Annotated in this window: 22 protein-coding genes; 12 read left to right on the top strand and 10 right to left on the bottom strand. The window is 70.2% G+C overall.

All coding sequences use genetic code 11. The features are described 5' to 3' along the window. Window positions 1-143: 143 nt before the first annotated feature. A complete protein-coding gene (gene phnD, locus AC6RUA_RS11770; protein ID WP_499813199.1) occupies window positions 144-1,199 on the bottom strand; it encodes a phosphate/phosphite/phosphonate ABC transporter substrate-binding protein in 1,056 nt (351 codons plus the stop codon). 155 nt (window positions 1,200-1,354) lie between these two features. On the opposite strand from phnD, the gene hisH reads away from it, so the two are divergent. From hisH to AC6RUA_RS11750, 4 genes are all read left to right on the top strand, one after another. Further along, entirely contained in the window at window positions 1,355-2,023 is a 669-nt protein-coding gene (gene hisH / locus AC6RUA_RS11765) for an imidazole glycerol phosphate synthase subunit HisH (RefSeq protein WP_499813198.1), read from the top strand. An 83-nt stretch (window positions 2,024-2,106) separates the two neighbouring features. Next, the gene (gene pheA / locus AC6RUA_RS11760) at window positions 2,107-2,928 is read left to right on the top strand and encodes a prephenate dehydratase (RefSeq protein WP_499813197.1); all 822 of its coding nucleotides are present in this window, start codon (window positions 2,107-2,109) and stop codon (window positions 2,926-2,928) included. A 126-nt stretch (window positions 2,929-3,054) separates the two neighbouring features. After that, on the top strand, window positions 3,055-3,495 hold the full coding sequence (locus tag AC6RUA_RS11755) for an Hsp20/alpha crystallin family protein (protein WP_499813196.1): 441 nt from the start codon (window positions 3,055-3,057) through the stop codon (window positions 3,493-3,495). A gap of 147 nt (window positions 3,496-3,642) precedes the next feature. Next, a complete protein-coding gene (locus tag AC6RUA_RS11750; protein WP_499813195.1) occupies window positions 3,643-4,092 on the top strand; it encodes an Hsp20/alpha crystallin family protein in 450 nt (149 codons plus the stop codon). 181 nt (window positions 4,093-4,273) lie between these two features. Here AC6RUA_RS11750 and AC6RUA_RS11745 read toward each other — a convergent pair whose 3' ends face one another. Both AC6RUA_RS11745 and leuS read right to left on the bottom strand, forming a co-directional pair. After that, complete coding sequence (locus AC6RUA_RS11745; protein WP_499813194.1) at window positions 4,274-5,227, bottom strand: glycosyltransferase family 2 protein; 954 nt, start codon at window positions 5,225-5,227, stop codon at window positions 4,274-4,276. 152 nt (window positions 5,228-5,379) lie between these two features. Then, window positions 5,380-8,031: a leucine--tRNA ligase gene (gene leuS / locus AC6RUA_RS11740; protein WP_499813193.1), complete on the bottom strand. Its 2,652-nt coding sequence runs from the start codon at window positions 8,029-8,031 to the stop codon at window positions 5,380-5,382. A 117-nt stretch (window positions 8,032-8,148) separates the two neighbouring features. On the opposite strand from leuS, the gene AC6RUA_RS11735 reads away from it, so the two are divergent. After that, complete coding sequence (locus AC6RUA_RS11735) at window positions 8,149-8,376, top strand: DUF7535 family protein (protein ID WP_499813192.1); 228 nt, start codon at window positions 8,149-8,151, stop codon at window positions 8,374-8,376. Between the two features lie 43 nt (window positions 8,377-8,419). Here the strand turns inward: AC6RUA_RS11735 and AC6RUA_RS11730 are convergent, their stop codons facing one another. Next, window positions 8,420-9,412, bottom strand: coding sequence for an ornithine cyclodeaminase family protein (locus tag AC6RUA_RS11730; RefSeq protein WP_499813191.1), 993 nt, complete (start codon window positions 9,410-9,412; stop codon window positions 8,420-8,422). A 129-nt stretch (window positions 9,413-9,541) separates the two neighbouring features. Here AC6RUA_RS11730 and AC6RUA_RS11725 point away from each other — a divergent pair, with 129 nt between their 5' ends. Next, on the top strand, window positions 9,542-10,072 hold the full coding sequence (locus tag AC6RUA_RS11725) for a hypothetical protein (protein ID WP_499813190.1): 531 nt from the start codon (window positions 9,542-9,544) through the stop codon (window positions 10,070-10,072). A gap of 97 nt (window positions 10,073-10,169) precedes the next feature. On the opposite strand, the gene thsB is transcribed toward AC6RUA_RS11725, so the two are convergent. The 3 genes from thsB to AC6RUA_RS11710 all read right to left on the bottom strand — a co-directional run bounded on the left by thsB (window position 10,170) and on the right by AC6RUA_RS11710 (window position 12,675). Then, window positions 10,170-11,810 carry a thermosome subunit beta gene (gene thsB / locus AC6RUA_RS11720; protein WP_499815444.1) on the bottom strand — a complete coding sequence of 547 codons (1,641 nt, stop codon included), beginning with the start codon at window positions 11,808-11,810 and terminating at the stop codon, window positions 10,170-10,172. A gap of 215 nt (window positions 11,811-12,025) precedes the next feature. Continuing rightward, a complete protein-coding gene (locus tag AC6RUA_RS11715) occupies window positions 12,026-12,445 on the bottom strand; it encodes a DUF7383 domain-containing protein (RefSeq protein ID WP_499813189.1) in 420 nt (139 codons plus the stop codon). A gap of 59 nt (window positions 12,446-12,504) precedes the next feature. Further along, a complete protein-coding gene (locus AC6RUA_RS11710; RefSeq protein WP_499813188.1) occupies window positions 12,505-12,675 on the bottom strand; it encodes a hypothetical protein in 171 nt (56 codons plus the stop codon). Window positions 12,676-12,979: 304 nt separating this feature from the next. On the opposite strand from AC6RUA_RS11710, the gene AC6RUA_RS11705 reads away from it, so the two are divergent. The 4 genes from AC6RUA_RS11705 (at window position 12,980) to AC6RUA_RS11690 (ending at window position 18,898) form a co-directional block, all read left to right on the top strand. Continuing rightward, on the top strand, window positions 12,980-13,462 hold the full coding sequence (locus tag AC6RUA_RS11705) for a penicillin acylase family protein (RefSeq protein WP_499815443.1): 483 nt from the start codon (window positions 12,980-12,982) through the stop codon (window positions 13,460-13,462). A 106-nt stretch (window positions 13,463-13,568) separates the two neighbouring features. Further along, the gene (uvrA, locus tag AC6RUA_RS11700; RefSeq protein ID WP_499813187.1) at window positions 13,569-16,565 is read left to right on the top strand and encodes an excinuclease ABC subunit UvrA; all 2,997 of its coding nucleotides are present in this window, start codon (window positions 13,569-13,571) and stop codon (window positions 16,563-16,565) included. 79 nt (window positions 16,566-16,644) lie between these two features. Further along, on the top strand, window positions 16,645-17,031 hold the full coding sequence (locus AC6RUA_RS11695) for a hypothetical protein (RefSeq protein ID WP_499813186.1): 387 nt from the start codon (window positions 16,645-16,647) through the stop codon (window positions 17,029-17,031). Window positions 17,032-17,278: 247 nt separating this feature from the next. Continuing rightward, on the top strand, window positions 17,279-18,898 hold the full coding sequence (locus AC6RUA_RS11690) for an FG-GAP repeat protein (RefSeq protein ID WP_499813185.1): 1,620 nt from the start codon (window positions 17,279-17,281) through the stop codon (window positions 18,896-18,898). Between the two features lie 13 nt (window positions 18,899-18,911). Here the strand turns inward: AC6RUA_RS11690 and AC6RUA_RS11685 are convergent, their stop codons facing one another. Next, window positions 18,912-19,415: an ester cyclase gene (locus AC6RUA_RS11685; protein ID WP_499813184.1), complete on the bottom strand. Its 504-nt coding sequence runs from the start codon at window positions 19,413-19,415 to the stop codon at window positions 18,912-18,914. A 153-nt stretch (window positions 19,416-19,568) separates the two neighbouring features. Here AC6RUA_RS11685 and AC6RUA_RS11680 point away from each other — a divergent pair, with 153 nt between their 5' ends. Continuing rightward, window positions 19,569-20,561, top strand: coding sequence for a WD40/YVTN/BNR-like repeat-containing protein (locus AC6RUA_RS11680; protein ID WP_499813183.1), 993 nt, complete (start codon window positions 19,569-19,571; stop codon window positions 20,559-20,561). 84 nt (window positions 20,562-20,645) lie between these two features. On the opposite strand, the gene AC6RUA_RS11675 is transcribed toward AC6RUA_RS11680, so the two are convergent. After that, the gene (locus tag AC6RUA_RS11675; protein WP_499813182.1) at window positions 20,646-21,155 is read right to left on the bottom strand and encodes a hypothetical protein; all 510 of its coding nucleotides are present in this window, start codon (window positions 21,153-21,155) and stop codon (window positions 20,646-20,648) included. A 425-nt stretch (window positions 21,156-21,580) separates the two neighbouring features. Here AC6RUA_RS11675 and AC6RUA_RS11670 point away from each other — a divergent pair, with 425 nt between their 5' ends. Then, window positions 21,581-22,660 carry a geranylgeranyl reductase family protein gene (locus tag AC6RUA_RS11670; protein ID WP_499813181.1) on the top strand — a complete coding sequence of 360 codons (1,080 nt, stop codon included), beginning with the start codon at window positions 21,581-21,583 and terminating at the stop codon, window positions 22,658-22,660. Between the two features lie 49 nt (window positions 22,661-22,709). Here the strand turns inward: AC6RUA_RS11670 and ygfZ are convergent, their stop codons facing one another. Continuing rightward, window positions 22,710-23,807: a CAF17-like 4Fe-4S cluster assembly/insertion protein YgfZ gene (gene ygfZ / locus AC6RUA_RS11665; RefSeq protein WP_499813180.1), complete on the bottom strand. Its 1,098-nt coding sequence runs from the start codon at window positions 23,805-23,807 to the stop codon at window positions 22,710-22,712. Between the last annotated feature and the right edge of the window lie 76 nt (window positions 23,808-23,883).

Below are 23,883 nucleotides of genomic sequence, written 5' to 3'. Positions count from 1 at the left end.
CGACCGGGCCGGGGTGTGCGTGCGACGCGACGCCGCGGCCCCGACCGGGGACCGGCCGGGGCGCGAGTTGGTGGAGCGTTCCACCACAGGAGGAAAGATGTAGTGATTCCGCCGCGGCGAGCGGTGGCGGACGGTCGGCCCGCTCAGCCCAACTGGTCGATGTCGATGCCGAGTTCCTCGGCGACGTCGATGACCGGCTTGTACGTCTCGCGGCTCGCCTCGCGGACCGCCGAGAACCAGAGGTCGTCGTCCGTGTCGGCCTCGCCGTCCTCGCCCAGATACATCGACTCGGGTGCGCCGGTCAGCGCGTCGACGACGGCCGTCTGCGCCTCGTCGGATATCTCGGGGCTGACGCAGATGGGCGCGCGCGGGATGCCGTCGTACGTCTCGACGTACTCGTACCCATCCTTGAGTTCGCGGTCGTCGTTGAGCGTGATGAACTGACCCACGCCGGCCGCGGCGGCCTGTCCGGAGTCGAGCGCGGCGAACGCCGCGCCGTGGCCACCCGAGCCGGCGTACTGGACCGTGAAGTCGGCGCCGCCGTCGCCGGTCGGGTACTCGCCGATGTCGAGACCGGCCTGCTTCGCCATGTACAGCGGGAACAGCGACCCGGACGCCGAGAGGCGGTCCGCGAGCGCGACCGTCTCCCCCTCGAGGTCCTCGATAGAAGAGATGTCGGAGTCGGCCGTCGTGACCCACACCGACGTGTAGGTGTACGAGCCGTACCCCTTCCGCTGGAGCGCGATGTTCGCCTGCTCGTCCATCTCGCCGAGCGCGGCCGCGAACGGCCCCATCTCGGCGACGTCCGCCGTGCCCGACCCGAGCGCCCGGAGCACCGCCGAGTAGTTGGCGCCGTACTTGAGCGCCGTCTCGACGCCGAGTTCCTCCGAGAGGTACGACTTGACCGGCGCGTACTGCGCCATCATCAGGTCCTGCGGCTCCGAGGGACTCATGATGAAGTTGAGTTCGCCGCCGTACATCGACGCCCCGGACTCCGTCGACTCGGTCGTGTCTGCGGCTTCGGTCGTGTCGGCCGCCTCGGTGTCGTCGGATGCGGCGGTGGTCGCCGCGTCGGTCGCGGCGCCGGTCGGCGTGCCGCCCGACCCGGAACCGCTGTCGCTCGTACACCCTGCGAGGCCCGTGAGACCGAGCGCCCCGAGGGCGCCGGCCGACGTCAGGAAGTCGCGTCGGTCCTGCATGATTCGGTCAGTTCTCAATAGTTAGCGAACAAAAGCGTTCTCATTTGAGCCCCGAAATCGACCGATTTCACGCGGAGTGCGGTGAGATATAGACGTGACCGGCACGCCTCTCCCCGAGCGGTCGGTACTTATCCCTCCGGCGGTAACTCCCGCCCATGAGCGGGGTCCAAGCGGACGCGGACGCGAGTGAGACGATAGCGGACGTCGTCCTGGTGGATTACGGACTGGGCAACCTCCGGAGCGCGACGCGCGGCCTCGAACGCGCGGGCGCGAGCGTCACCGTCTCGGACGACCCGACGGCGTTCGCCGCCGCCGACGGCGTCGTCCTCCCGGGCGTGGGCGCGTTCCGCGAGGGGATGGAGAACGCCGGACCGTACCGCGAGGCGCTCGTGGACCACGCCGAGGCGGGGCGACCGCTGCTCGGTATCTGTCTCGGGATGCAGATGCTGCTCACCACGAGCGAGGAGGCCGAACGCGCCGGACAGGGGGACGTGGAGGGGCTGGGACTCGTCCCCGGCCGGAACGTCCGGTTCGGCACCGACCGGACGGTCCCCCACATGGGGTGGAACGAACTCGACGTGACGCGCGACCACCCGCTCGTCGCGGGCGTCGACGGCGGCTACGCCTACTTCGTCCACTCGTACTACGCCGTCCCGGACGACGACGGCGCCGTCGTGGCGACGAGCGACTACGGCGGGCGATTCCCGGCGGTCGTCGCCACCGAGGCGGGGAACGTGATGGGCACCCAGTTCCACCCCGAGAAGTCCGGCGAGACGGGGCTCCGCATCCTGCGGAACTTCGTCGAGTACTGCGCCGAGCGGTAGACCACGGCTCCCCGCGTCGAGCAGCCGGCGGGACGACCGCCGAACCCGATGGGCTTATCCGGAACCGCGGCCCACCGCGGAGCATGCAGGCCGTCACCCTGGGGCCGGCCGGAACGTACTCCCACCGCGCGGCGCAGGCCGTCGCCGACGACGTCGTCTTCCGGGAGTCGGTCACGGCCATCGTGGAGGCCGTCGCGGACGGGACGTGCGAGCGCGGCGTCGTCCCCGTCGAGAACAGCATCGAGGGGAGCGTGACCGAGAGCCTCGACGCGCTCACCGACGCCGACGTGGCCGTCGTGCGCGAGATCGTCACTCCGATTCGTCACGGACTGCTGGCCCAGTCCGAGGAGTTCTCCGTCGTCGCCTCCCACTCGCAGGCGCTCGCGCAGTGCCGCTCGTTCCTCGAACGGGAGTACCCGGACGTGAAACGGGAGGCCGTCGCCTCGACCGCCCGGGGGGTCGAGCGCGCCCGCGACGACCCCTCGGTGGCGGCCATCGGCCACCCCGCGAACGCCGAGTCGACGGACGCCGGCCCGACGCTGCGAGTGCTCGCGGAGGACATCCAGGACCGCCCGTCGAACGCGACGCGGTTCCTCGTCGTCGCGCCGGCGTCCGAGCGGTCGGAGGCCGGCGGGAAGACGTCGGTCGCGGTGTACCCCGGCGCGAACTACCCGGGCCTCCTGCTGGAGGTGCTGGAGGCGTTCGCCGAACGGGACATCAACCTCTCGCGCATCGAGTCGCGCCCGAGCGGCGAGCGACTCGGCGACTACCTCTTCCACCTCGACTTCGAGGCCGGCCTGTACGAGGACCGCGCGCGCGCCGCCGTCGACGACCTGGAGGAACTGGCGTCGAACGGCTGGGTCCGCGTGCTCGGGTCGTACGACACCGACCACGTCGTCTACTGACCGCGCGACCCGCTGGGGCGGCCAGTCGGGCCGCCCGGCCGGCGCGGTGTCGAGCGGTGCCGAGCGACACCGGGTGGTACCGGCTCCGCGACAAGACTCAAGCACGCTGACCGCCGATGGACCGACATGTCCGGACGTAGCCCGTTCGACGACATCGAGAACCTGTTCGACCGGATGAGTCGCGAACTCGAGGAACTGGGACGGGACCTCGAAGGAGGCGGCCGCCGCGGCGGCGGTGCAAGCGCGGACGTCCTGGAGACGGACGACGCGCTCGTCGTGACGCTCGACCTCCCGGGGTTCGAACTCGACGAGATTCACGTGAGCGTCGACGACAGGGTGCTCGTCGTGAGCGCCGAGCGCGAGGCGGAGACGGACGAGGCGGCCGGGGCGGAGGGCGCGCGGTACCACCGGCGCGAGCGCACACGCCGGGGCGTGAACCGCCGAATCCGGCTCCCGGTCGACGTCCGCGGGACGGAGGCGGACGCCGAGTACGAACGCGGCGTCCTGACCGTCACGCTCCCGAAGGAACGGTCCGAGCGAGGGGGAACGAGAATCGACGTGGAGTAACCGAACGGCGGCGTCGTTTCGGACCCCCGTTCGCCCTCGAACCCGCGAGCGGACGAGCGACCGTCGGGAACCCAGTGCGCGTAGCTATCACGGCTCCGGCTACGCTTAATATCGCGGACGGCCTCTATTCGTCCCGGTGATATTCCGATGGACCGAATGACCCCCTTCGACGACGTGAACCGCATGTTCGACCGGATGACCCGAGGCTTCGACGACGTCCGGGGCGGCAACTGGGACGGCAACTGGGGTTCGCGGGGGATGGGCGGCTTCAGCATCGACCTCGCGGAGTACGACGACGAACTCGTCGTCGTGGCCGACCTCCCGGGCTACGACAAGCAGGAGATCGACGTGACCGTCAACGGCGGCCGCCTCACCATCGCGGCCGAGCGCTCGATGGAACAGGAGGAGGGAGAGGAGGGCGCGTACCTCCGGCGCGAGCGCCGCAGCGCGTCCGCGCGGCGCACCGTCTCGCTCCCCACCGAGGTCCGCGAGGAGGACGCCAGCGCCAGCTACTCCAACGGCGTGCTCACCGTCACCCTCCCGAAGGTCCACGTCGACGACTCGGAGGACGACTCCCACCACATCGACGTGAACTGAGCGGGTCCCAGCCAGAACTGACTCCGTTTTTCGCCTCGTCCCCGTCCGTCCTCTTGGTCTCCTTCATCGTCGCGCTCTCGCCCGCCATCGGGTCGCACACTTCGCCCTCGGCCGACGGGACCAGGCCACTCCCGTCGGCGGCTCGAAGCGAGATAGTTCGGCCGTGGTCGCGAGACCGTCGTTACACCGCCAGCGACATCCGACTGAATCTCTGTCGGAACGTTCGGGCGAACTGGTGGACGGGTCGCCCCCCCAGACCGACGAGCAGCAGGGGATACGCCGACGCGTGCGTGGGGTCGTGTTTGAGCGCCCGGAACGCGTACCGGCGCACTGTGGGGTAACGACCGGCGCCGAGAGCGTTCGTGGCGACCGTCTGGGACAGATTAGCGACGAACACCCGGCTGCAGTCGCGGCCGTACTCCGACGCCAGCGACCGGTGCTTGCCGAGATACCGCGAGTAGGCGGCGAGAACAGCCTCGAAGTCGCCACTCAACTGGTCGTGGTCGCCGGTCCCGCGGAGGACGAGCGGGTCGGATATCGATTCGACCCGGCAGTGTTGCGAGAGGCGGATGTACCAGTCGTTGTCCTCCATGTAGGACAACTGTTCGTCGAAGTAGCAGTCGTGCTCCTCGACGAGTTCCGTCCGGACCATCGCGCTCGACGTCGGTGCGAGCCGCCGACCCCGGAGGAGGCGCTCCGTAACGACTCCCGAGAGCGTCGGGCAGTGCTCGTTTACGACTCGTCCGTCGCCGTCCACGTGGCGTTCGCCCGTACAGACGAGTCCGAGTCTCGGGTCTCCCTCGTCTTCCTCGAACGCCCGCACTTGGCGGGCGGTCTTCTCGGGGCGCCACTCGTCGTCGTCGTCGAGGAAGGCGACGAACTCGCCGCGCGCCGCCCGGAGTCCGATATTTCGCGCCGCCGAGACGCCGCTCTCGTCGCCGCGGAGGCAGCGAACGTCGAGTGCGTCGCCCCAGCGAGCCTCGACTCGCTCGGAGACCCGGGCGGACGAATCGTCGACGACGAGCAGTTCGATGTCGTCGTACGTCTGGTTCGCGACGCTCTCCGCGGCGTCGAGGAGGCGAGAGGGCTGCCGTCCGTAGGTGGGGATGATTGCCGTGACGAGCTGTTCTCTCACTGACTTGTGATACACACGAGTCGCCCATAACCGTACTGTCTATCTTCGAATAAGAGTTGGTTGATTGTACATGATTTGGTTAGGTCTCTAGACAATCCTCCTCGAAACACTCGACACGAGTCGGTCGGAGCGACGGGTACCGACCGGTCGGGTCACTCGACGATGTCGATGGCCGGCCGGCCGGGTTCGGCCTTGCGGACCACGTCGTCGTCCGCCTCCTCCGCGCGCAGCACGCGGACGGGGGCGCCGAACTCGCGCTCGACCAGCCACGCCGCCGCGGTCAGCGCCTCGTACTCGCGCTCGGGCGGCAGCGCGGGCGTCAGCGCCTCCCGCTCCGCCTGCAGGTCCTGCCCGTACGACGCCGCGGCGTCGCCCCGCTCGCGTATCTCGTCGTGGCTCATCAACTCGCCGATGAGGTTGGGCGCGTCGCTCTCCAGCGCGACGTCGAGCGCGCGGTGTTTCCACGCGGGCGCGACGACCACGTCGATTCGCTCGGGGTCGTCGATGTTCGCCACGTCGACGATGTTGCGCACGTCCTCGCGGGTGTTCTCGACCAGTCGACGCCGCCGCGCCGCCTCGTCGGGGTCGGCTCCCGACTCGGGCCAGTCGTCGTCGACGACGAACCCCTCGCCGCCCAGGTCCGCGTGCAGCGTCTCGCACAGGTGCGGGGCGACCGGGGCCAACAGCCGAACCGCGACCGTCAGACCGCGACGGAACGTCCGCTCGTCGACCGCGCCGTCGACGTGCTCCCGGTAGTTCCGGAGCGTCCCGACCAGCCCCTGCGCCTCCCGCAGCGCCGTGTTGAACGTCAGCGTGTCGTACTCCTCGGTGGCGACGGCGACCGTCGCGTCTATCTCGCTGTCGACGTAGGCGGCCACCGCGTCGGCCTCGCCGTCGGCGTCGCCGTCGGTGAACTCGTCGACCGTCCGCTTCAGCCGCGTCAGGAACCGGTACGTCGAGCGGACGCCCTCCTCGGACCAGTCGAACGCCCGGTCGGGCTGGGCGGCCTGCGTCATGAACAGGCGGGCCGTGTCCGCGCCGTACTCCTCGACGATTCGCTCGGGCGAGACGACGTTCCCCTTCGACTTGCTCATCTTCTCGCCCTCCAGTTGCACCATCCCGTGTGCCAGCAGGCGCTCGAACGGTTCGCGGTACTCCAGCATCTCCATGTCGGAGACCACCTTCGTGACGAACCGCGAGTACAGCAAGTGCATCACGGCGTGTTCGATGCCGCCGACGTACTGCTCGACGGGCATCCAGTCGTTCGCGCGCGCCACGTCGAACGGGCCGTCGTCCTTGTCGGGCGAGACGTACCGCAGGAAGTACCACGAGGAGTCCATGAACGTGTCCATCGTGTCCGTCTCGCGGACCGCCTCGCCGCCGCAGTCGGGACAGGTCGTCTCCTTCCACTCGGTCGCCTCGTCCAGCGGGTTCCCCGTGGTGTTGATGAACTCCGGCAGTTCGACCGGCAACTCCTCCTCGGGCACCAGCACGGGACCGCAGTCGTCGCAGTGGACGACCGGGATGGGCGTCCCCCAGTAGCGCTGGCGGGAGATGAGCCAGTCGCGCAGGCGGTACTGGGTGTGGTGCTCGGCCGAGTCGACGTCCTCGGTCAGTCGGTCGCGCGCCTCGGCGCTCGCCAGCCCGTCGTACTCGCCGCTGTTCACCAGCACGCCGTCCTCCGTGTACGCTGACTCGCTCACGTCCGGCGGGGTCGGCTCCCCGTCCTCGGGGACGGGCGCGACGACCGGGTCGATGGGAACGCCCATCTTCGTCGCGAACGCGTGGTCGCGGTCGTCGTGAGCGGGCACGCCCATCAGCGCACCCGTCCCGACGTCCGAGAGGACGAAGTCGGCGACGAAGACGGGAATCTCCCCGCCCGTCGCGGGGTTGGTGGCGGTCAGGTCCGTGGCGACCCCGTTCGGCTCGTCCCCCTCCGGGTCGGCCTCCTCCTCGACGAACCGGCGGACGTCCTCGTTCTCGGCGGCCAGGTCCTCGCTGATGGGGTGGTCCGGTGCCAGCGCGAAGAACGTCGCGCCGAACAGCGTGTCCAGCCGGGTCGTGAACGCCTCGACCGGGTCGTACCCGTCGATACCGAACGAGAGGCGCGCCCCCCGCTGGCGGCCGATCCAGTTGCGCTGCATCTGCCGGACGCTCTCGGGCCAGCCGTCCAACTCGTCGATAGCGTCCACCAGTTCGTCGGCGTACTCGGTGATGCGCAGGAACCACTGGTCCAGTTCCCGTTGCTCGACCGGCGTGCCACAGCGCCAGCAGTGCTCGTCCTCCCCCTCGACCTGCTCGTCGGCCAGCACCGTCTCGCAGGAGGGACACCAGTTTATCTCCGCGCCCTTTCGCTCGGCCAGCCCCTCCTCGTAGAAGCGCTCGAACAGCCACTGGTTCCAGCGGTAGTAGTCGGGGTCGCAGGTGGTGACCTCGCGCTCCCAGTCGTATCCGAACCCCATCGCCTCCATCTGCTCGCGCATCGTCTCGATACACGAGAGCGTCCACTCGCGGGGGTCGGTGTCGCGCTCCTTGGCGGCGTTCTCGGCGGGCAGGCCGAACGAGTCCCACCCCATCGGGTGGAGCACGTCGTCGCCCCGCATCCGGCGGTAGCGGGCGTACGCGTCCGTGATGGTGTAGTTGCGGACGTGCCCCATGTGGAGTTCGCCCGACGTGTAGGGGAACATTCCCAGCACGTACGTCGGGTCCGTCGCGTCGTCCGGCGTCCGATACGCGTCGGCCTCGTCCCACGCCTCCTGCCAGCGTCGTTCGACCGCCGCGTGGTCGTATCCCTCTTCGGACATTCTCGTACTCGTCAATGGTCCGCTTTTACCCCTATACCTTTCCATCGAACTGTCGGACCCGGCGGGGTCGGGCGGGGCGCGGGAGCGTTTTTGGTGCTCGGTGACCTCTCGTCTCGTATGAGCGACGCCGAGACGACCACCGAGGAGACGCCCGGCCTGCTGGGCCGGGCGTACCGGACCGTGACGCCCGGCTACCGCGGGCGCGAGGACGCCGAGATGAACGCGGTCGGCTGGGGGATGTTCCTCGGCCTGGTCGTCCTGTTCGTGCCGCTGCTGCCGTTCATCGTCATCGTCTGGGCCATCAGCAAGGTGACCGAGGCGCTCACGCCCGGGAGCGACGAGTAAGCCGAGCGGAGAGCGACGGGACGCTCGGGCGGTCGACCCGCTCTCAGTCGTCCAGTCCGAGCAGGTCGAACGGGTAGCCGTTGTCGCGTTCGTCGGCGTGTTCGTACACGACGTGCGCGGCCGCGACGTCCTGGATGGCGAGTCCGGTCGAGTCGAAGACGGTGATACCGTCGTCGGGCGTCCGCCCCTCCCGACTGCCGACGACGATCTCGCCGAGTTCGCCGAAGATGTCCTCGTCGTCGAGGACCCCCGCGGCGTACGGGACGTTTATCTCGCCCGAGTGGGTGGTCTGCGTGTAGTCGTCGATGACGAGTTTCGCGTCGAGGAGCACCTCGTCCGCGAGTTCGTGTTTCCCCTCGGCGTCGGCCCCCATGGCGTTGACGTGGGTGTGTTCGCCCACGGCGTCGCGGGGGACGATTGGCTCTTCGACGGGCGTGACCGTGGAGAGCACGTCGCAGGCGGCCGCCTCCGCGATAGAGCCGCCGCGCACGTCGAACCGCCCGGAGAACGCGTCGACGAACCGGGCGACCCGCTCTTCGTTCAGGTCGGAGACGACCACCGTCTCGACGTCGCGGACGGTGGCGATGGCCTCCAGTTGCGTGTACGCCTGGACGCCCGCCCCGACGATGCCGAGCGACGACGCGTCCGCCACCGCGAGGTGGTCGGTGGCAACGGCGGCGGCCGCGCCCGTCCGCTTCATCGTGAGTTCCGTCCCGTCGAGGATGGCGAGCGGGAACGCCGTCTCCGGGCTGGAGTACACCATCGTCCCCATCACGGTCGGCAGGTCGAACGACTCCTCGTTGTCGGTGTGGACGTTCACCCACTTCACGCCCGCGGCGTCCCACTCGCCCGCGTCGAGGTACGCGGGCATCGACCGGAAGTCGCCGTTGTACTGCGGGAGGTCGATGTAGCTCTTGGGGGGCATCTGGGCGTCGCCGCGCTCGTAGGCGGCGAACGCCTCCTCGATGGCCGGCACGAGTTCGCGCATCTCGGCGTTCTCGTGGACCGCGTCGCTGTTGAGCAGGAGCGTCTTCATCCTGCTGGCAAGTTTTACACCACTCGTTAGAAAGCCTCCGGTACCGGCGCAGCGGCGGTCGGCCGGGTGGTTCCGGGCCACACGCGCCGCTCCCGAAGACACTTTCCGTCTCGTCCCGTCGCCGCGACCGTGCGACCCTCCCGTCCGCTCCGGCCGACGGTGCTCGTCGCGCTCTCGCTCGGTCTCCTCGCCGTCGGGTGTCTCGGCGCGCCCGCCGGGACCCCGACCCCGACGGCGTCACCCACGTCGACGAGTTCGCCGGCTCCGACGCCGACCGCCACCGCGCCACCCGCGACGACGGGCCAGCGGACGACCGGCACGCCGGCCGGCACGCAGTACGCCGGCGAGCGGCCGGAGCCGAGCCACCCCGTCACCCTGAGCAATAGGTGGAACCGGAGCGTCGCGGTGCACGTGACGGTGGTCCGCGAGGCGACGAACGAGACGGTCCACGACGCGACGTACGACCTCGCGGCCGGCGACGAGGGCGTCGTCTACGACACCACGGAGGCGAACCCCGACGGAGTCGAGGCGTTCACGGTGACGGTGAGCGCGCGGAACGCGACCGAGTCCGTCACGGTCGAGACCTCGCGGTGTTACGGCGACGTCTACGCCGAGGTGACGACGGACGGCGACCTGTTCGTGACCTACGCCATCTGCTGAGCGGCGGCTGTCGGGCGGCGTCGAAAGAAGTCTCGAGTTCGGTCTGCGCGCGGGACGAGTCCGGTCGGCGGCGTGTGGAGCTACTCTCCTGCCGACTTCACATCGCGCCGCCCATGCCGCCCATGCCGCCCATGCCGCCGGCCGGCGGGCCGCCCGCGCCGCCCTCGTCGTCGCCGCCGCTGGTCGAGAGGTCGCCCGCGGCGATGATGTCGTCGATTTTCAGCACGAGGTTCGCGGCCTCGGTGGCGCTGGAGAGCGCCTGCTCCTTCGCGTGGGCCGGTTCGACGACGCCGGCCTCGAACGTGTCCTCGACGTCGCCGCTGAACACGTCGAGGCCGGCGTTCACGTCGCCGTCCTCGTGGGCCGCGCGGAGGTCGACCAGCGTGTCGATGGAGTCGAGCCCGGCGTTCTCCGCGAGCGTGCGCGGGACGACTTCGAGCGCGTCGGCGAACGCCTCGACCGCGAGCTGCTCGCGGCCGCTGACGCTGTCGGCGTAGTCGCGGAGGCGCGAGGCGAGTTCCACCTCGATGGCGCCGCCGCCCGCGACGACGCGGCCGTCGGAGACGGTGGTGGCGACCACGTCGAGCGCGTCCTGGACGCCGCGTTCGAGTTCGTCGACCACGTGGTCGGTCGAGCCGCGCAGCAGCAGCGTGACGCCGTGGGCCTCGTCGCCGCCCTCGACGTAGAACAGTTCGTCCTCGTCGTCACGCGACACGGAACCGTGCCCGAGGTCCGCGCTCGTCGCGGACTCGAGGTCCGAGACGATGGACGCGTCGAGGATGTTCTTGAGGAACTCCATGTCCGACTTCTTCACGCGCCGGACGGCCAGGATGCCCTCCTTCGCGAGGAAGTGCTGTGCCATGTCGTCGACGCCCTTCTGGCAGAACACCACGTTCGCGCCGCTCTGTTTGATGGCCTCGACCTTCGCTTTCAGCTGGTCCTCCTCCTGGTCGAGGAACTGCTGGAGTTGGTCGGGCGACTCGATGGAGACGCTGGTGTCGGCGTCGGTCTCCTCGACCTCGATGGGGTCGTTGAGCAGCAGGATGTTCCCGTCGTCGACGGCCGTCGGCATGTCGTCGTGGAGCGGGTCCTTGTCGATGACCGCACCCTGCAGGAGTTCGGACTCGCCCGCCGAACGGCCGGTCTGGGTCTCCATCTTCACGTTGTCGAGGTCGACGACGTGCGAGCCGTCGTTCGCCTCGACGGTGACCTGCTGGACGGCGCGGTAGACGAGGTCCGCGAGGACGTCCTTCTCGAGTTCGGCCCCCTTCCCGGTCATGGTCGTCTCGGCCACCTTCTTGATGCGCTCCTCGTCGTCGGGGTCGACGCGCTCCGCGACGTCGTCTACGTCCTCGCGCGCCCGCTCGCTGGCGAGCGAGAACCCCTTGATGATGGCCGACGGGTGGATGTCCTGCTCGATGAGGTCCTCGGCGTTCTTCAGGAGTTCGCCCGCGATGGCGACGGCGGTGGTCGTCCCGTCGCCGGCCTCGTCCTCCTGTGTCTCCGCGACCTCGATGATCATCTCGGCCGTCGGGTTGTCGATGTCCATCGTCGTGAGGATGGTCGCGCCGTCGTTCGTGATGGTGACGTCGCCCATCGAGTCGACGAGCATCTTGTCCATCCCCTTCGGGCCGAGCGTCGAGCGCACGGCCTCGGCCACCGCACGGGCCGCCGAGATGTTGTATTCCTGCGCGTCGCGGTCCTTCACACGCTGGGAGTCCTCACCCATGATGATCATGGGCTGACCCTGCATACGCCGTTGGCTCATGGTCAGCCGTGAGTGATGTTGTGCTTCTACATAAATCCTTGGAAGACCCGGTGTCGCCGCGGACGCCGCACCCCGAGAGTCGCTCGAGAGAATCGGGCGACTGAGTCGCCGTTCCGACTGGTACTTGCTCCCACACTGCACGGGTTCCTCGGGGGCGCGGGGGGGAGGAACCTCCTCATTATATACTACTCCGTCGGAGCGGCGTCGTTCTGCCCGCCCGCGACGGGTTCCTTCCAGTGAATCCGGACGGTCCCGACGGCGAACGAGTCGTTCGTCTCCGTGTCGCGGGCGATTTCGAGCGTGTTCGTCCCCTCGACCAGCGTCGCGCCGGTGACGGAGTCGGCCCAGTACTGCCAGCCGTCGCTGGGTGGGACGTCGAACCCGGTGAGCGCGTCGCCGTTGAGGAGGAGTTCGTGGCCGTAGGAACCCACGTCGAACGCCTGGATGCCGAGAAACGCGTCGTGGGCCTCTGCGGTCGGCACCTCGAACTCGTACGCGTCGGTTCTGTCACCGGCGTCGTCGGCCCAGTCGAGGTCGAGCGAGCGACCCGGGGGAGCGAGTTGCGCGCCGACGTAGACGGCGGCGTAATTCGCGTGGGTTCGCATCGTCGCCGGCTTCGCGGCGACCCGGTAAAAAGGACGTGCGTTCGCTACACGCGAGTCCGCTACTCGTCGCGCGGCGGCGCGGGGAGCAGGTCGGAGTCGGCGTCGGAGGGGGGATACTCCGGCTCGGCGTCGTCGTCGAGCGTGGCGATCTCCTCCTCCGCGAGTTCCGCTTCGAGTTGCTCGCGCTTCTTCCGTCCCTGCCGTTCGCGCCCGCGCTTCGTGTCTGGCATTGACACCCGTGACAACGATACGCACGGTTAAGAACCTTTCCGCCCGCCGAGTATTTATCACGGTCTGTCACTCCCGACGGGGTGTGCACGACCAGACTCGACGGGGACTCCTCGCCGCCGTCGCGGCGGGCGCGACCGGCGGAGGTACCTCGGCCCCCTCCGCGGCTACCTCTCCCGGTTCGCGCCGCTCTCGGGCGGGGCGGGGTGAGCCCCTCCAGCCCGCGTCACGAGCCCGTACGGCCCGGCGACGCTCCGGGACGACGAGGCGGGCGTCGCCCGCGTCGAGGCCGACGACGAGCGGGCGCTGTACTTCGCCGTCGGCTACGCCCACGGGAACGACCGGCTGTTCCAGTTGGACCTCCAGTGCCGGCAGATGCGCGGCGAATCGTCGACGGTGGTGAGCGAGGCGACGCTCGACTCCGACTGCTCCCACGTCCGGATGGACTTCGCCGGGGCCGCCGCGGCGACGTGGGAGCGGGTGAAGCCGACGGAGTCGAGCGCGCTCCCGCACTCTCGCTCGCCCGGGGCGTGGTCGCCGGCGTCGGCTTCGTCTGCTCGCGTGGCTTGCGAACGCCGCCCTCCTGGCCGCGGCGGGGGCGGCCGCGCTGGACGCGTACGGCGCGACGGGCGAGGTGCTCGCGGTGAGCCTCGTCGTCCCGGTTCTGGCCGGTCTCGTCGGTGGACTCGTTCACGGAGTGGCGTGACCGGCGTTCGGTCTCGGGAGCCGGGGAACGGCCGCCGGCGTCTCGTGATAAACGCCCGCCCTGCACGCGCCGCTGACCGATGACGCGCCCGTTAAGTGGCTCGGAACCGTGACTCGGAACGATGACTGACTGGGTCCGGGAGCCGAGTGGGAGCGGGCGGCGCGCGCGCCTCGCACGGGGTGGGCGGTAGTGCCGAAGGAGTTCATCACGGTCACCGGGGCGGAGGAACACAACCTGAAGGACCTCGACGTGGAGATACCGCGCGAGCAGTTCACCGTCGTCACGGGCCTGTCGGGGTCCGGCAAGTCCTCGCTCGCGTTCGAGACGGTGTACGCCGAGGGACAGCGCCGCTACATCGAGTCGCTGTCGGCGTACGCTCGGAACTTCCTCGGTCAGATGGACAAACCGCAGGTCGAGAGCGTCGAGGGGCTCTCCCCCGCCATCTCCATCGACCAGAAGAACGCCGCGAACAACCCCCGGTCGACGGTGGGGACGGTCACGGAGCTACACGACTACCTCCGCCTCCTGTACGCGCGGGTGGGGACGCCCCACTGCCCCGAGTGCGGCCGCGAGGTGGGCGAGCAGTCGGCCCAGCAGATGGTCCGGCGCGTGTTCGACCTCCCCGAGGGGACGCGCGCGATGATCGCCGCGCCGGTCGTGCGCGACCAGAAGGGGGCGTTCGAGGACCTCTTCTCGGAACTGCGCGCGGAGGGGTACGCCCGCGTCGAGGTGGACGGCGAGGAGCACGACCTCTCGGCGGGCGCGCCCGACCTGGACGAGAACTACGACCACACGGTCGACGTCGTCGTCGACCGGGTGAAGGTGCGCGAGGAGGACCGCTCGCGCATCACCGACTCCGTGGAGACGGCACTGGAGGAGGCGGACGGCGTGCTGAAGCTCATCGTCCCCGACCCGCCCGCGGAGGCCACCGACCTCGGCACCACCGCCCGTTCGACGGGCGATTTGGCCGGCGACGGCGACTCGCGGCTGGTGGTCGAGTTCTCGGAGGAACTCGCGTGCACCCACTGCGGCATCGACTTCTCGGAGATAGAGACGCGCTCGTTCTCGTTCAACTCCCCGCACGGCGCGTGCCCGGAGTGTGAGGGCATCGGTTCGACCAAAGAGGTGGACGAGGACCTCGTCGTCCAGGACGAGTCGAAGCCCATCAAGCACGTGTTCGAGCCGTGGAGTTACAACCGGTCGTACTACCGGACGCGCCTCGACAACGTCGCGAACCACTTCGACGTGAGCGTGACCACGCCGTTCGAGGAGTTGGACGACGACGTGCAGCGGCAGTTCCTCTACGGCACCGACCGGCAGGTCGAGTTCACCCAGCAGACGAAGAACGGCGTCCGCCGGAAGACCCAGCGGTTCGAGGGGATCATCCCCAACCTGGAGCGCCGGCACGTCGAGACGGACTCCGACCGGACCAGAGAGCACATCGAGGACTACATGGCGACCACCACCTGCCCGGCGTGCGACGGGACGCGCCTGAAGCCGCAGTCGCGGTCGGTACTCGTCGACGACACGGCCATCACCGCGGTCAACCGGATGAGCATCGGCGACGCCCTCGACCACTTCGAGGGGATGGAGGCCGACCTCACGGAGCGCGAGCGGACCATCGCCGAGGAGATTCTGAAGGAGATTCGCGCCCGCCTCGGCTTCATGGAGGAGGTGGGGCTGGAGTACCTCACGCTCGACCGGGAGGCGGCGACGCTCTCGGGCGGGGAGTCCCAGCGCATCCGCCTCGCCACGCAGGTCGGCTCCGGCCTCGTCGGCGTGCTGTACGTGCTCGACGAACCGTCCATCGGCCTCCACCAGCGGGACAACGACCGCCTGCTGAACACGCTGGAGGGGCTGCGCGACCTCGGGAACACCCTCATCGTGGTCGAACACGACGAGGCGACGATGCGTCGGGCGGACAACATCATCGACATGGGCCCCGGGCCGGGCAAGCGCGGCGGCGAGGTGGTCGCGCAGGGCGACTTCGACGACATCGTCGCCACCGAGGGGTCCATCACCGGCGACTACCTCGCCGGCCGGAAGGACATCTCCGTGCCCGAGGAGCGGCGGGAGAGCGACGCGGCGCTCACCGTCGAGGGCGCGCGCCAGCACAACCTGAAGGACCTCGACGTCGACGTCCCCGTCGGGACGTTCACGGCCATCACCGGCGTCTCGGGGTCGGGCAAGTCCACCCTGATGCACGACGTGCTGTACAAGGGACTCGCCCGCGAGATGAACGACAACACGGAGGTCGACCCCGGCGAGCACGACGCCATCACGGGTATCGAGAACGTCGGCGGCGTCCGCCTCATCGACCAGTCGCCCATCGGCCGGACGCCGCGGTCGAACCCCGCGACGTACACCGACGTGTTCGACCACATCCGCGAACTGTTCGCGGAGACGAAACTGGCGAACCAGCGCGGCTACGACAAGGGCCGCTTCTCGTTCAACGTGAAGGGCGGCCGGTGCGAGGAGTGCGGCGGACAGGGGACGGTCAAGATAGAGATGAACTTCCTCTCCGACGTGTACGTCCCCTGCGAGGAGTGCGACGGCGCGCGCTACAACGACGAGACGCTCGACGTGACGTACAAGGGCGCGACCATCGCGGACGTCCTCGACATGAGCGTCGACGAGGCGTACGAGTTCTTCGAGTCGCACTCGGGGCTGAACCGCCGGCTCGGCCTCCTGCGGGACGTGGGACTGGGGTACATGCGGCTGGGACAGCCGTCGACGACGCTCTCGGGCGGGGAGGCCCAGCGGGTCAAGCTCGCGGAGGAACTCGGGAAGAAGGACGGCGGGGAGACGCTGTACCTGCTCGACGAACCCACGACGGGACTCCACAAGGAGGACGAGCGGAAACTCGTCGACGTGCTCCACCGCCTGACCGACAAGGGCAACACCGTGGTCGTCATCGAACACGAACTCGACCTGGTGAAGAACGCCGACCACATCGTCGACCTGGGCCCCGAGGGCGGGGAGGGCGGCGGCGAACTCGTCGCCGAGGGCACGCCCGAGGACGTCGCCCGCGTCGAGGAGTCGTACACCGGGACGTACCTCCGCGACTACCTCCCGCACGTCGACCGCGAGGGGCCGCGGTCGGACCGCCGTCTCCCCGCGGAGGGTGAAGACGCGGACGAGGCCGAGAGCGAGGAGACGGAGGCACCCGCCGCGAGCGACGACTGAGCGGTCGAGACGACCCCGGGAACCGGACTCCCACCGCGCTCCCGCGCTCCTTTTACTCGTCCGCGCCGTCGTCACGCCGATGACGCGTTCGTGGCTCGACCTGCTGTACGCCTTCGTCGGGTGGGCGCTGCTGACGTTCCTACCCGCCGTCGGCGTCGCACGCCTGCTCGCGCCGACGCTCGCGGTCGGGCGGACGCCGTTCCTGCTGGCGGGGGCGGTGGCACTCCCGCTGGCGGTCCTCCACTGGCGCGCGGGCTGGTCGGTCGGTCCGCTCGGAGCCATGTTCTTCTGGTCGGTGGCGCTCGCGGTCACGCTCGGCCTGCCGCTCGCGCTCCTCCTCGACCGGGCCGGGGTGGAACTCGTCGCGCCGACGGAGCGGCTGGCGTTCCTCGCCGTCGTCTACGCCGCCGCGTACGTCCTCGGCGTCCGCCGCGGGTTCGCCCGCCTCCGCGCGTCGCTGCCGTGACGCGCGGGGCGGTCGTCGCACGTCCCTTCGCACGCCCCGTCCGTTCGGCGTCGGGCGGCTCGTCGTGACACCGGCTCGAATCGTCCAGCGGCGACGGGGACGGTGGCGAGTGCCCGGCCGAAATCCGGCCCTATCGTCGGACGCGTCGAACGCAACGGTCGTAACCGCGTCCTAGAGCCGGAAACGGCGAGGAACGGTCACCTCCGGTTAGTACGCCACCGAGCGAGCGTGAACGTGGAGAGGTCAGATGACACGACCACCGCGACTGACGAGACGGGCGACGCTCCGAACCGGTGCGGCCGCGTCGGGACTGCTCGCGTTCGGCGCGCGAACCGCGGCGGCACAGTCGGACGAGCACTGCTACTACCAGGTCGACTTCGTCGCCGGCCCGCCCATCGAGACGCTGGGCGAGACCGAGGACGACTACTACGGCCGGCAGAACCGCCTCGTCCAGTACGCCCACGGCGACGGTCAGGAGGTCGTGCGGCGCGACACCTGGCTCAACTCGCTCGACCCCGAGATACGCGCGTGCGTCACCGCCGACCCCATCCGGGTCGACGGCGGGACGGCGTCGGTGGAGTTCACGGTGGCGGACGGGTGCGAGCGCACCCTCTCGCTCGCGGTGTACCCGCTCCCCGACGGCAGGTTCTCCTTCGGGACGCGACAGCGACTCGCCGACGCCCGGACGGCCACGTTCGGCCCCGGGACGCACCAGTTGGAGGCGAGCATCCCCTGCGAACCGCCCGAACCACCGGAGTTGACCAGGGTAGTCGCGAGCGGCCTCGGACCCGGCGACCAGTTCGGTCGGTCGGTCGAACTGCAGGGGACGTCGCTGTTCGTCGGCGCGAACGACGAGGACGGGGCCCGCGGGGCGGCGTACGCGTTCGAGTCGACCGATACGGGGTGGGTTCAGCGACAGCGGCTCACCGGCGACCCGACCGGCGGCGGTAGCGGGTTCGGGTGGTACATCGCCGTCGACAGCGACACGGCGTTCGTCTCGGCGGTGTTCGACGACCAGCGGGGGGACAACGCCGGGTCCGTGTTCGTCTTCGAGCGTGGCGAGTCGGGCGCGTGGACACAGCGGCGGAAGTTCATCCCCGACGGCGTGAACACGAACGACTTCTTCGGGCACGCGGTCGACCTCGACGGGTCGACGGCGCTCGTGACGACGCGCAACGAGGAGGACAACGGGTTCGACGCCGGGTCGGCGTACGTCTACGAGCGGACCGACGGGACGTGGGCGCAGGCGGCAAAACTGTTCCCCGACGACGCCGCCGCGGTCGACCGGTTCGGGTTCGAAGGTGCGCTCTCGGGTGACACCATCGTCGTGGGCGCGCCCGACAAACAGAACCAGACCGGTGCGGCGTACGTGTTCGAACGCGCCGGCGGGTGGGAGCAGACCGTGCGCCTCCGCCCCGACGAGAGCCTCGTTCCGGGCGATTCGTTCGGCATCTCGGTCGACGTCGACGGCGACCGGGCCGTCGTCGGCGCGAACGCCGAGGGCAACGCCCCGAACCCCGGCGTGGTGTACGTGTTCACGAAGGCGGGAGACGGCTGGGAACCCTCGGCGGCGGTCAGGGCCGACGACGGGCGGGCCGGCGACCGGTTCGGCCGGTCGGTGGCGCTCGACGGGGACAGACTCCTCGTGGGCGCGTTCTTCTCGGACGAGGGCGGGAACGACTCGGGGAGTGCGTACCTGTTCGAACGCGGCGACGGCGAGTGGACCCAGCGGGCGAAGTTCGTGCCGGACGACAGCCAGGCGAACGGACGATTCGGGGTGTCGGTCGCTCTGGAGGGAACTCGTGCCGCCATCGGCGCTCCCTACCACGACAACTCGGTCGGGGCCGTCTACGTCGCCGACCTGTGAGACGGACTCCCGCTCACCCGGTCAGCCGGTGCCGTATCGCGCCCGCCACGAGTCGGACCATCGCCCCGGGCGAGTCGGGCAGGAGGCCGAGTTGCCGCATCATCCCTCGCGCGTCCGCCAGCCGCCATATCTCGACTATCTTCCCGTCCTCGAAGCGGCACTTGACGACGATGACGACGTCGAACGACTTCCCGACGGCCATCGGCGGGACGACGTCCGGGTACGCCTCGGCTATCGTCCCCCGCCACGTGGTGAAGAGGACGACGGTGTCGTCCTCCCCTATCGTGTCGTCGATGGTGAACTCGCTGTCCGGGGCGGCGGTCTGCCACGCCACCCCCTGCTCTCTGAGCGCGTCGAGTCCGCGGACCTCCAGGTCCGCCCCGATGCCGTGGAGCACGACGTCGTCCGCCATGAACTCGTCCGCCGCGTCGAGGTCCCCCGCGTCGAGCACGTCGGTGACCAACCGGTGGGCGCGCGACTTCAACTCGGCCGTGCTGAGCCGTGTCGTTTCGTTCATGAACGATGATTAGAATAGCGAGACGATAGCTGTTTCTCGCCGTCACGACGACGTCGGTGCCGTCGTTCGATTCCGGCCGATGGTCTCGGGCCAGTCCGCGGGGTTACCGTCTCGCCGAGCGTTTTTCCACCCCGCGCGACGTACACGCCGCGTATGGACACCGCGTACGCCGCGATGGGAGACGGCTTCCTCGTCGTGGACACGGAAGCGGAGACGGCGTCTCGGACCGCGACGCTGGACGGCCGCGCGCTGGAGTGCGTCGCCGTGCACCCCCGAGCACCGGAGCGCGTCTTCGTCGGGACGTTCGAGTCGGGTCTCCACCGCTCGACCGACGGCGGGGAGACGTTCGAGCGGGTCGACGAGTTCGACCACGACGCGACCACGGCGGCGGCCGTCGCGCCGGGCGACCCCGACGTGGTGTGGGCCGGGACCGAACCCTCGCGCGTCTACCGCTCGACCGACGGGGGGGACTCGTGGACACACCTCGACGGGCTGGTCGAGTTGGACTCGGCCGACGAGTGGTCGTTCCCGCCGCGCCCGCACACCCACCACGTCCGGTGGCTCGAACCGCACCCCGCGGACCCCGACCGGTGGTACGTCGCCATCGAGGCCGGCGCGCTCGTCCGCACGGAGAACGGAGGGGAGACGTGGCAGGACCGCGTCCCCGGCGCGCGGCGGGACAACCACGCGCTCGCGACCCACCCCGACGCCCCCGACAGGGCGTGGGTCGCCGCGGGCGACGGCTACGCCGAGACCGACGACGCGGGCGAGACGTGGCGACGCCCGCAGGAGGGACTCGACCGCACCTACTGCTGGAGCGTCGCCGTCGACGCGGGCGACCCCGACCGGGTGCTCGTGTCCGCTGCCCGCTCGGCGCGCGAGGCACACAACGCGGAGTCGGCCGAGACGTACGTCTACCGGCGGGTGGGCGACGGCGACTGGGACCGCCTCGACGACCGCGGCCTGCCGACGGGGGAGGGGGTCACCCGACCGCTACTGACGCGCGGCGAGGCGGGGGAGTTCTTCGCGCTGTCGAACCGCGGGCTGTTCCGGACGGGCGACGCGGGCGACTCCTGGGAACGGATCCGGACCGACTGGCCGGACCGGTTCGCGTCGCGGACGGCGCGCGGCCTCGCGGTCGTCTGAGGGCGACGACAGCGAACCGGGTCTCGCTCCGTGTCACCGCGCGTCGAAAAGGGTGGTCCGTCGAGGTGGTCGACGACCCCGTCGTCACATCGCCTCCCGACCCGCCCGCTCGCGGGCCATCGACCGCGACCGGCCGCGGGTCACCACGGCGCCGAAGACGGCGCCGAGGAGCACGCCGTACACGACGTGCGTGAGGAAGCCCATCGGGTCGAGGAACGGGACGGGCAGCGTCGCCGCGCCGACCGCGTTCGCCCAGACGGGGAGGACGAACCCCGCGGCGACGAGTTCCAGCACCACGCCGTAGAGGGCGCCGACCCCGACGAGTCCGAGGAGACCGTACTCGCGGAGCGACGTCCTCGCGACGGCGACCGCGAAGAGCAGCGCGAAGACGACGCTGTGGAACAGGTGGGCGAGCCACCCGGCCGCGACCGTCGGCTGTCCGTAGAGCGCGCCGACGAGCGGCATCGCGTTCATCACGAAGTCCATTATCAGCCCCATCCCGACGCCCGCGACGAGACCCCCGGCGATCGCTCCGCCCCACAGCCTGGTGGTCGTCTCGGTCGCTTCGGCGGATTCGTACGTCTGTGAACTCATTGTTCGTTCACCGAGTGAACGTATGTTCTTCGAGGAGAAATAGCGGTATATCCGGGTGTTACTCCGATAGTTCGCGGATACGGACCGCTGTGAACCAACCACCGTGTCCCTCCGCACGACGCGGTCAGAAACGCGCCGGACGACGTTCGACCGGCCGCTCCCGAGAGACGCGCGAGTCGGCGACCCAACTCGCTGCTCTCGCTCCGACGTCCGGTCCGACGGCACGCCCGCACCGGGAGACCGTCGGAGTCGGCGGCCGTCCGCTCCCCCGCGAACGGGGACCACAGCTCTCGACGGGTGTGAGGTGTCGAGTCCCAGAGACGGCGTCGGTGTCACGCGCCTGCCCGGGACGGAGTTGACCGGCGGGTATCGTGTAGTATCCGCCCGACCGCGGGACATATCACTCTCCGCGTGTACGGCCCGATATGTACGATTTCGTCGTGGTCGGGGTGGGGCCGGCCGGCGCGCGGTTCGCCCGCCGGGCCGCCGAGGCCGGGTACGACGTGCTGGCACTGGAGAAGGGGGAAGTGGGCACGCCGCTGGCCTGTTCGGGGCACGTCTCGACTGACCTCTGGGAGTACGTCCCCGCGGACGCGAAGGAGCGCCTGTTCCAGAACCGCGTGTACGGCGCGGACTTCCACGTCGGCGGGCCGGGCAGCGACGGCTACCGCTTCTACAAGCGCGAGGAGGTGTCGAACGTCATCGACCGGGTGGAACTCGACCGGACGCTCGCCGCCGCCGCGCGCGAGGCGGGCGCGGACGTGCGCGAGGGCCACACCGTCACGGGCGTCCGGGAGCGGCCGGGCGGCGTCACCGTCACCGCGAGCGTCGCGGGAGAGGAGGAGGGGTTCGAGGCGCGGATGGTCGCTGGCGCGGACGGACCGGTGTCGCGCGTCCGGCGCCAACTCGGCCTGCCGGAACCGGAGGAACTGCTCCACGGGGTGCTCGCGTTCGACGACGAACCCGACCACGCGGACCACGTGAGCGTCCACCTCACCGCGCCGCGCTTCTTCGCGTGGCGCATCCCCCGCGGGGACGCCGGCGTCGAGTACGGCCTCGCCGCGCCGCCGGGCCACGAGGTGCGCGACCTGTTCGACCGACTCACCGACGCGTACGAGGTGGAGACGGACCACTTCTGCTCGGGCGCCATCCCCATCGGCCCGCCCGAATCGACGATTTCGACCCGGGGGTTCCTGCTCGGCGACGCGGCCGCGCAGACGAAGCCGTTCACCGGCGGCGGCATCCTCTACGGGATGCGCGCGGCCGATATCGCCGCCGCGGTCGTCGACCCCGACGACCCGACGACGCTCGCGGAGTACGAGTCGGGGTGGCGCGCTGACCTCTCGCGGGAGATCGCGTTCGGGAAGTGGATTCGCCGTGCGTACTCGCTGCCCGAACCGGTCCAGCGGCTCGGTCTGCGGGCGCTCTCGGGTGAGATCGGCGTCCACATGGACGAGCCGAGTTCGTTCTTCTCGCGCGAGCACCTGCGGACGCTGTTCTCCTAGCCGGCAGCGGGGCTGCGAGCGGCCCGCGGCGGACCGCGGTGCGTCCGGGCTACTCCTCGGGGTCGGGGTACGTCGGGAGCCGCGCCGAGCGCGCGCTCCCCTCGACGAACGGGAGTGGGACGCGCTCCGCCTCCACGGGGCCGCCGTCCACTCGGACCCGGAGGTCCGTCGCGTCGGCGTCGAACGACACCAGCGCGAGCGCGATTGGCGCGTCGAGCGTCGGAGCGTCGACGGCGCGCGTCACCTCGCCGACGCTCGCGTCGCCGTCGAGGACGGCCGCGCCAGCGTCCGGACGCTCCGCGGGCCGGAGTCCCACGAGTCGCTGGCTCGGGCGACCCCGGTTCTCCACCTTCGAGACGACCTCCTGTCCGACGAAGCAGCCCTTCTCGAAGTCGACGGCGTTGTGAAGTCCGAGGACGTTCGGGAGCCGCCCTCGCAGTTCGGTCTCGAAGAGGGGCGTCCCCGCCTCGGCAGTGAGGTCGTCCCACGTCCGGTAGCCGAACGGCGCGGCGTTCAGCCCGCGGGTGAGCAGCGTGTCGAACACGTCGGGGGCCTGCTCGGCCGCACAGACCACCTCGTACCCCTCCTCGCCGAGCGGCGCGTCGCTCGCGACGACGGTGACGCCCACGTCGTCCATGCTCCCGCGGACGAACGACAGCGCGGGTTCGGGCGCCCCCGCCCCGTTGAGGACGGACGCCACCTTCTCGGTCGAGTTCGGCCCGTGGACGCCGAACACGCCGAACTCGGCGCTCGCGTCGCGGAGTTCCACGTCGTCGATGAACACCTTGCCCGACCAGTCCTCGACCAGCGGACCGGCGCGCCCGGGCGGCGTGAACAGCAGGAGGCGCTCGCCCGCGTTGTACACGTACATGTCCGTCTCGACGCCGCCCTGCGGGTCGAGCAACAGCGCGTACGTCCCCTCGCCGTCCGCCGCGGGGACACGGTTCGTCACCGCGTCGTCGACGAACCCGACCCGGTCGTCGCCCTCGACGGCGACGACGCCGTACCCCATCTCGATGACGCCGACGCCGTTTCGGACTGCGCGGGCGGCGGTGGCCGGCCGGCCGTACTCCGCGACCACGTCGCGGCCGCCGCGCTGCTCGAACGTCGCGCCGTAGTCCGCGTGGAGGTCCCCGACGAGACTCATGCCTCGAGTTGCGCCCCGGCCCGGAAAAGGAGTCCGCTCGCCGGTCTGCGACCCCGCGCGTCGGACGCGTCGGCTC

Source organism: Halorarum sp. SLYT50, assembly GCF_059821265.1.
The sequence above is the reverse complement of the archived record's forward strand: the minus strand, read 5'-3'. Positions and strand labels throughout refer to the sequence as shown.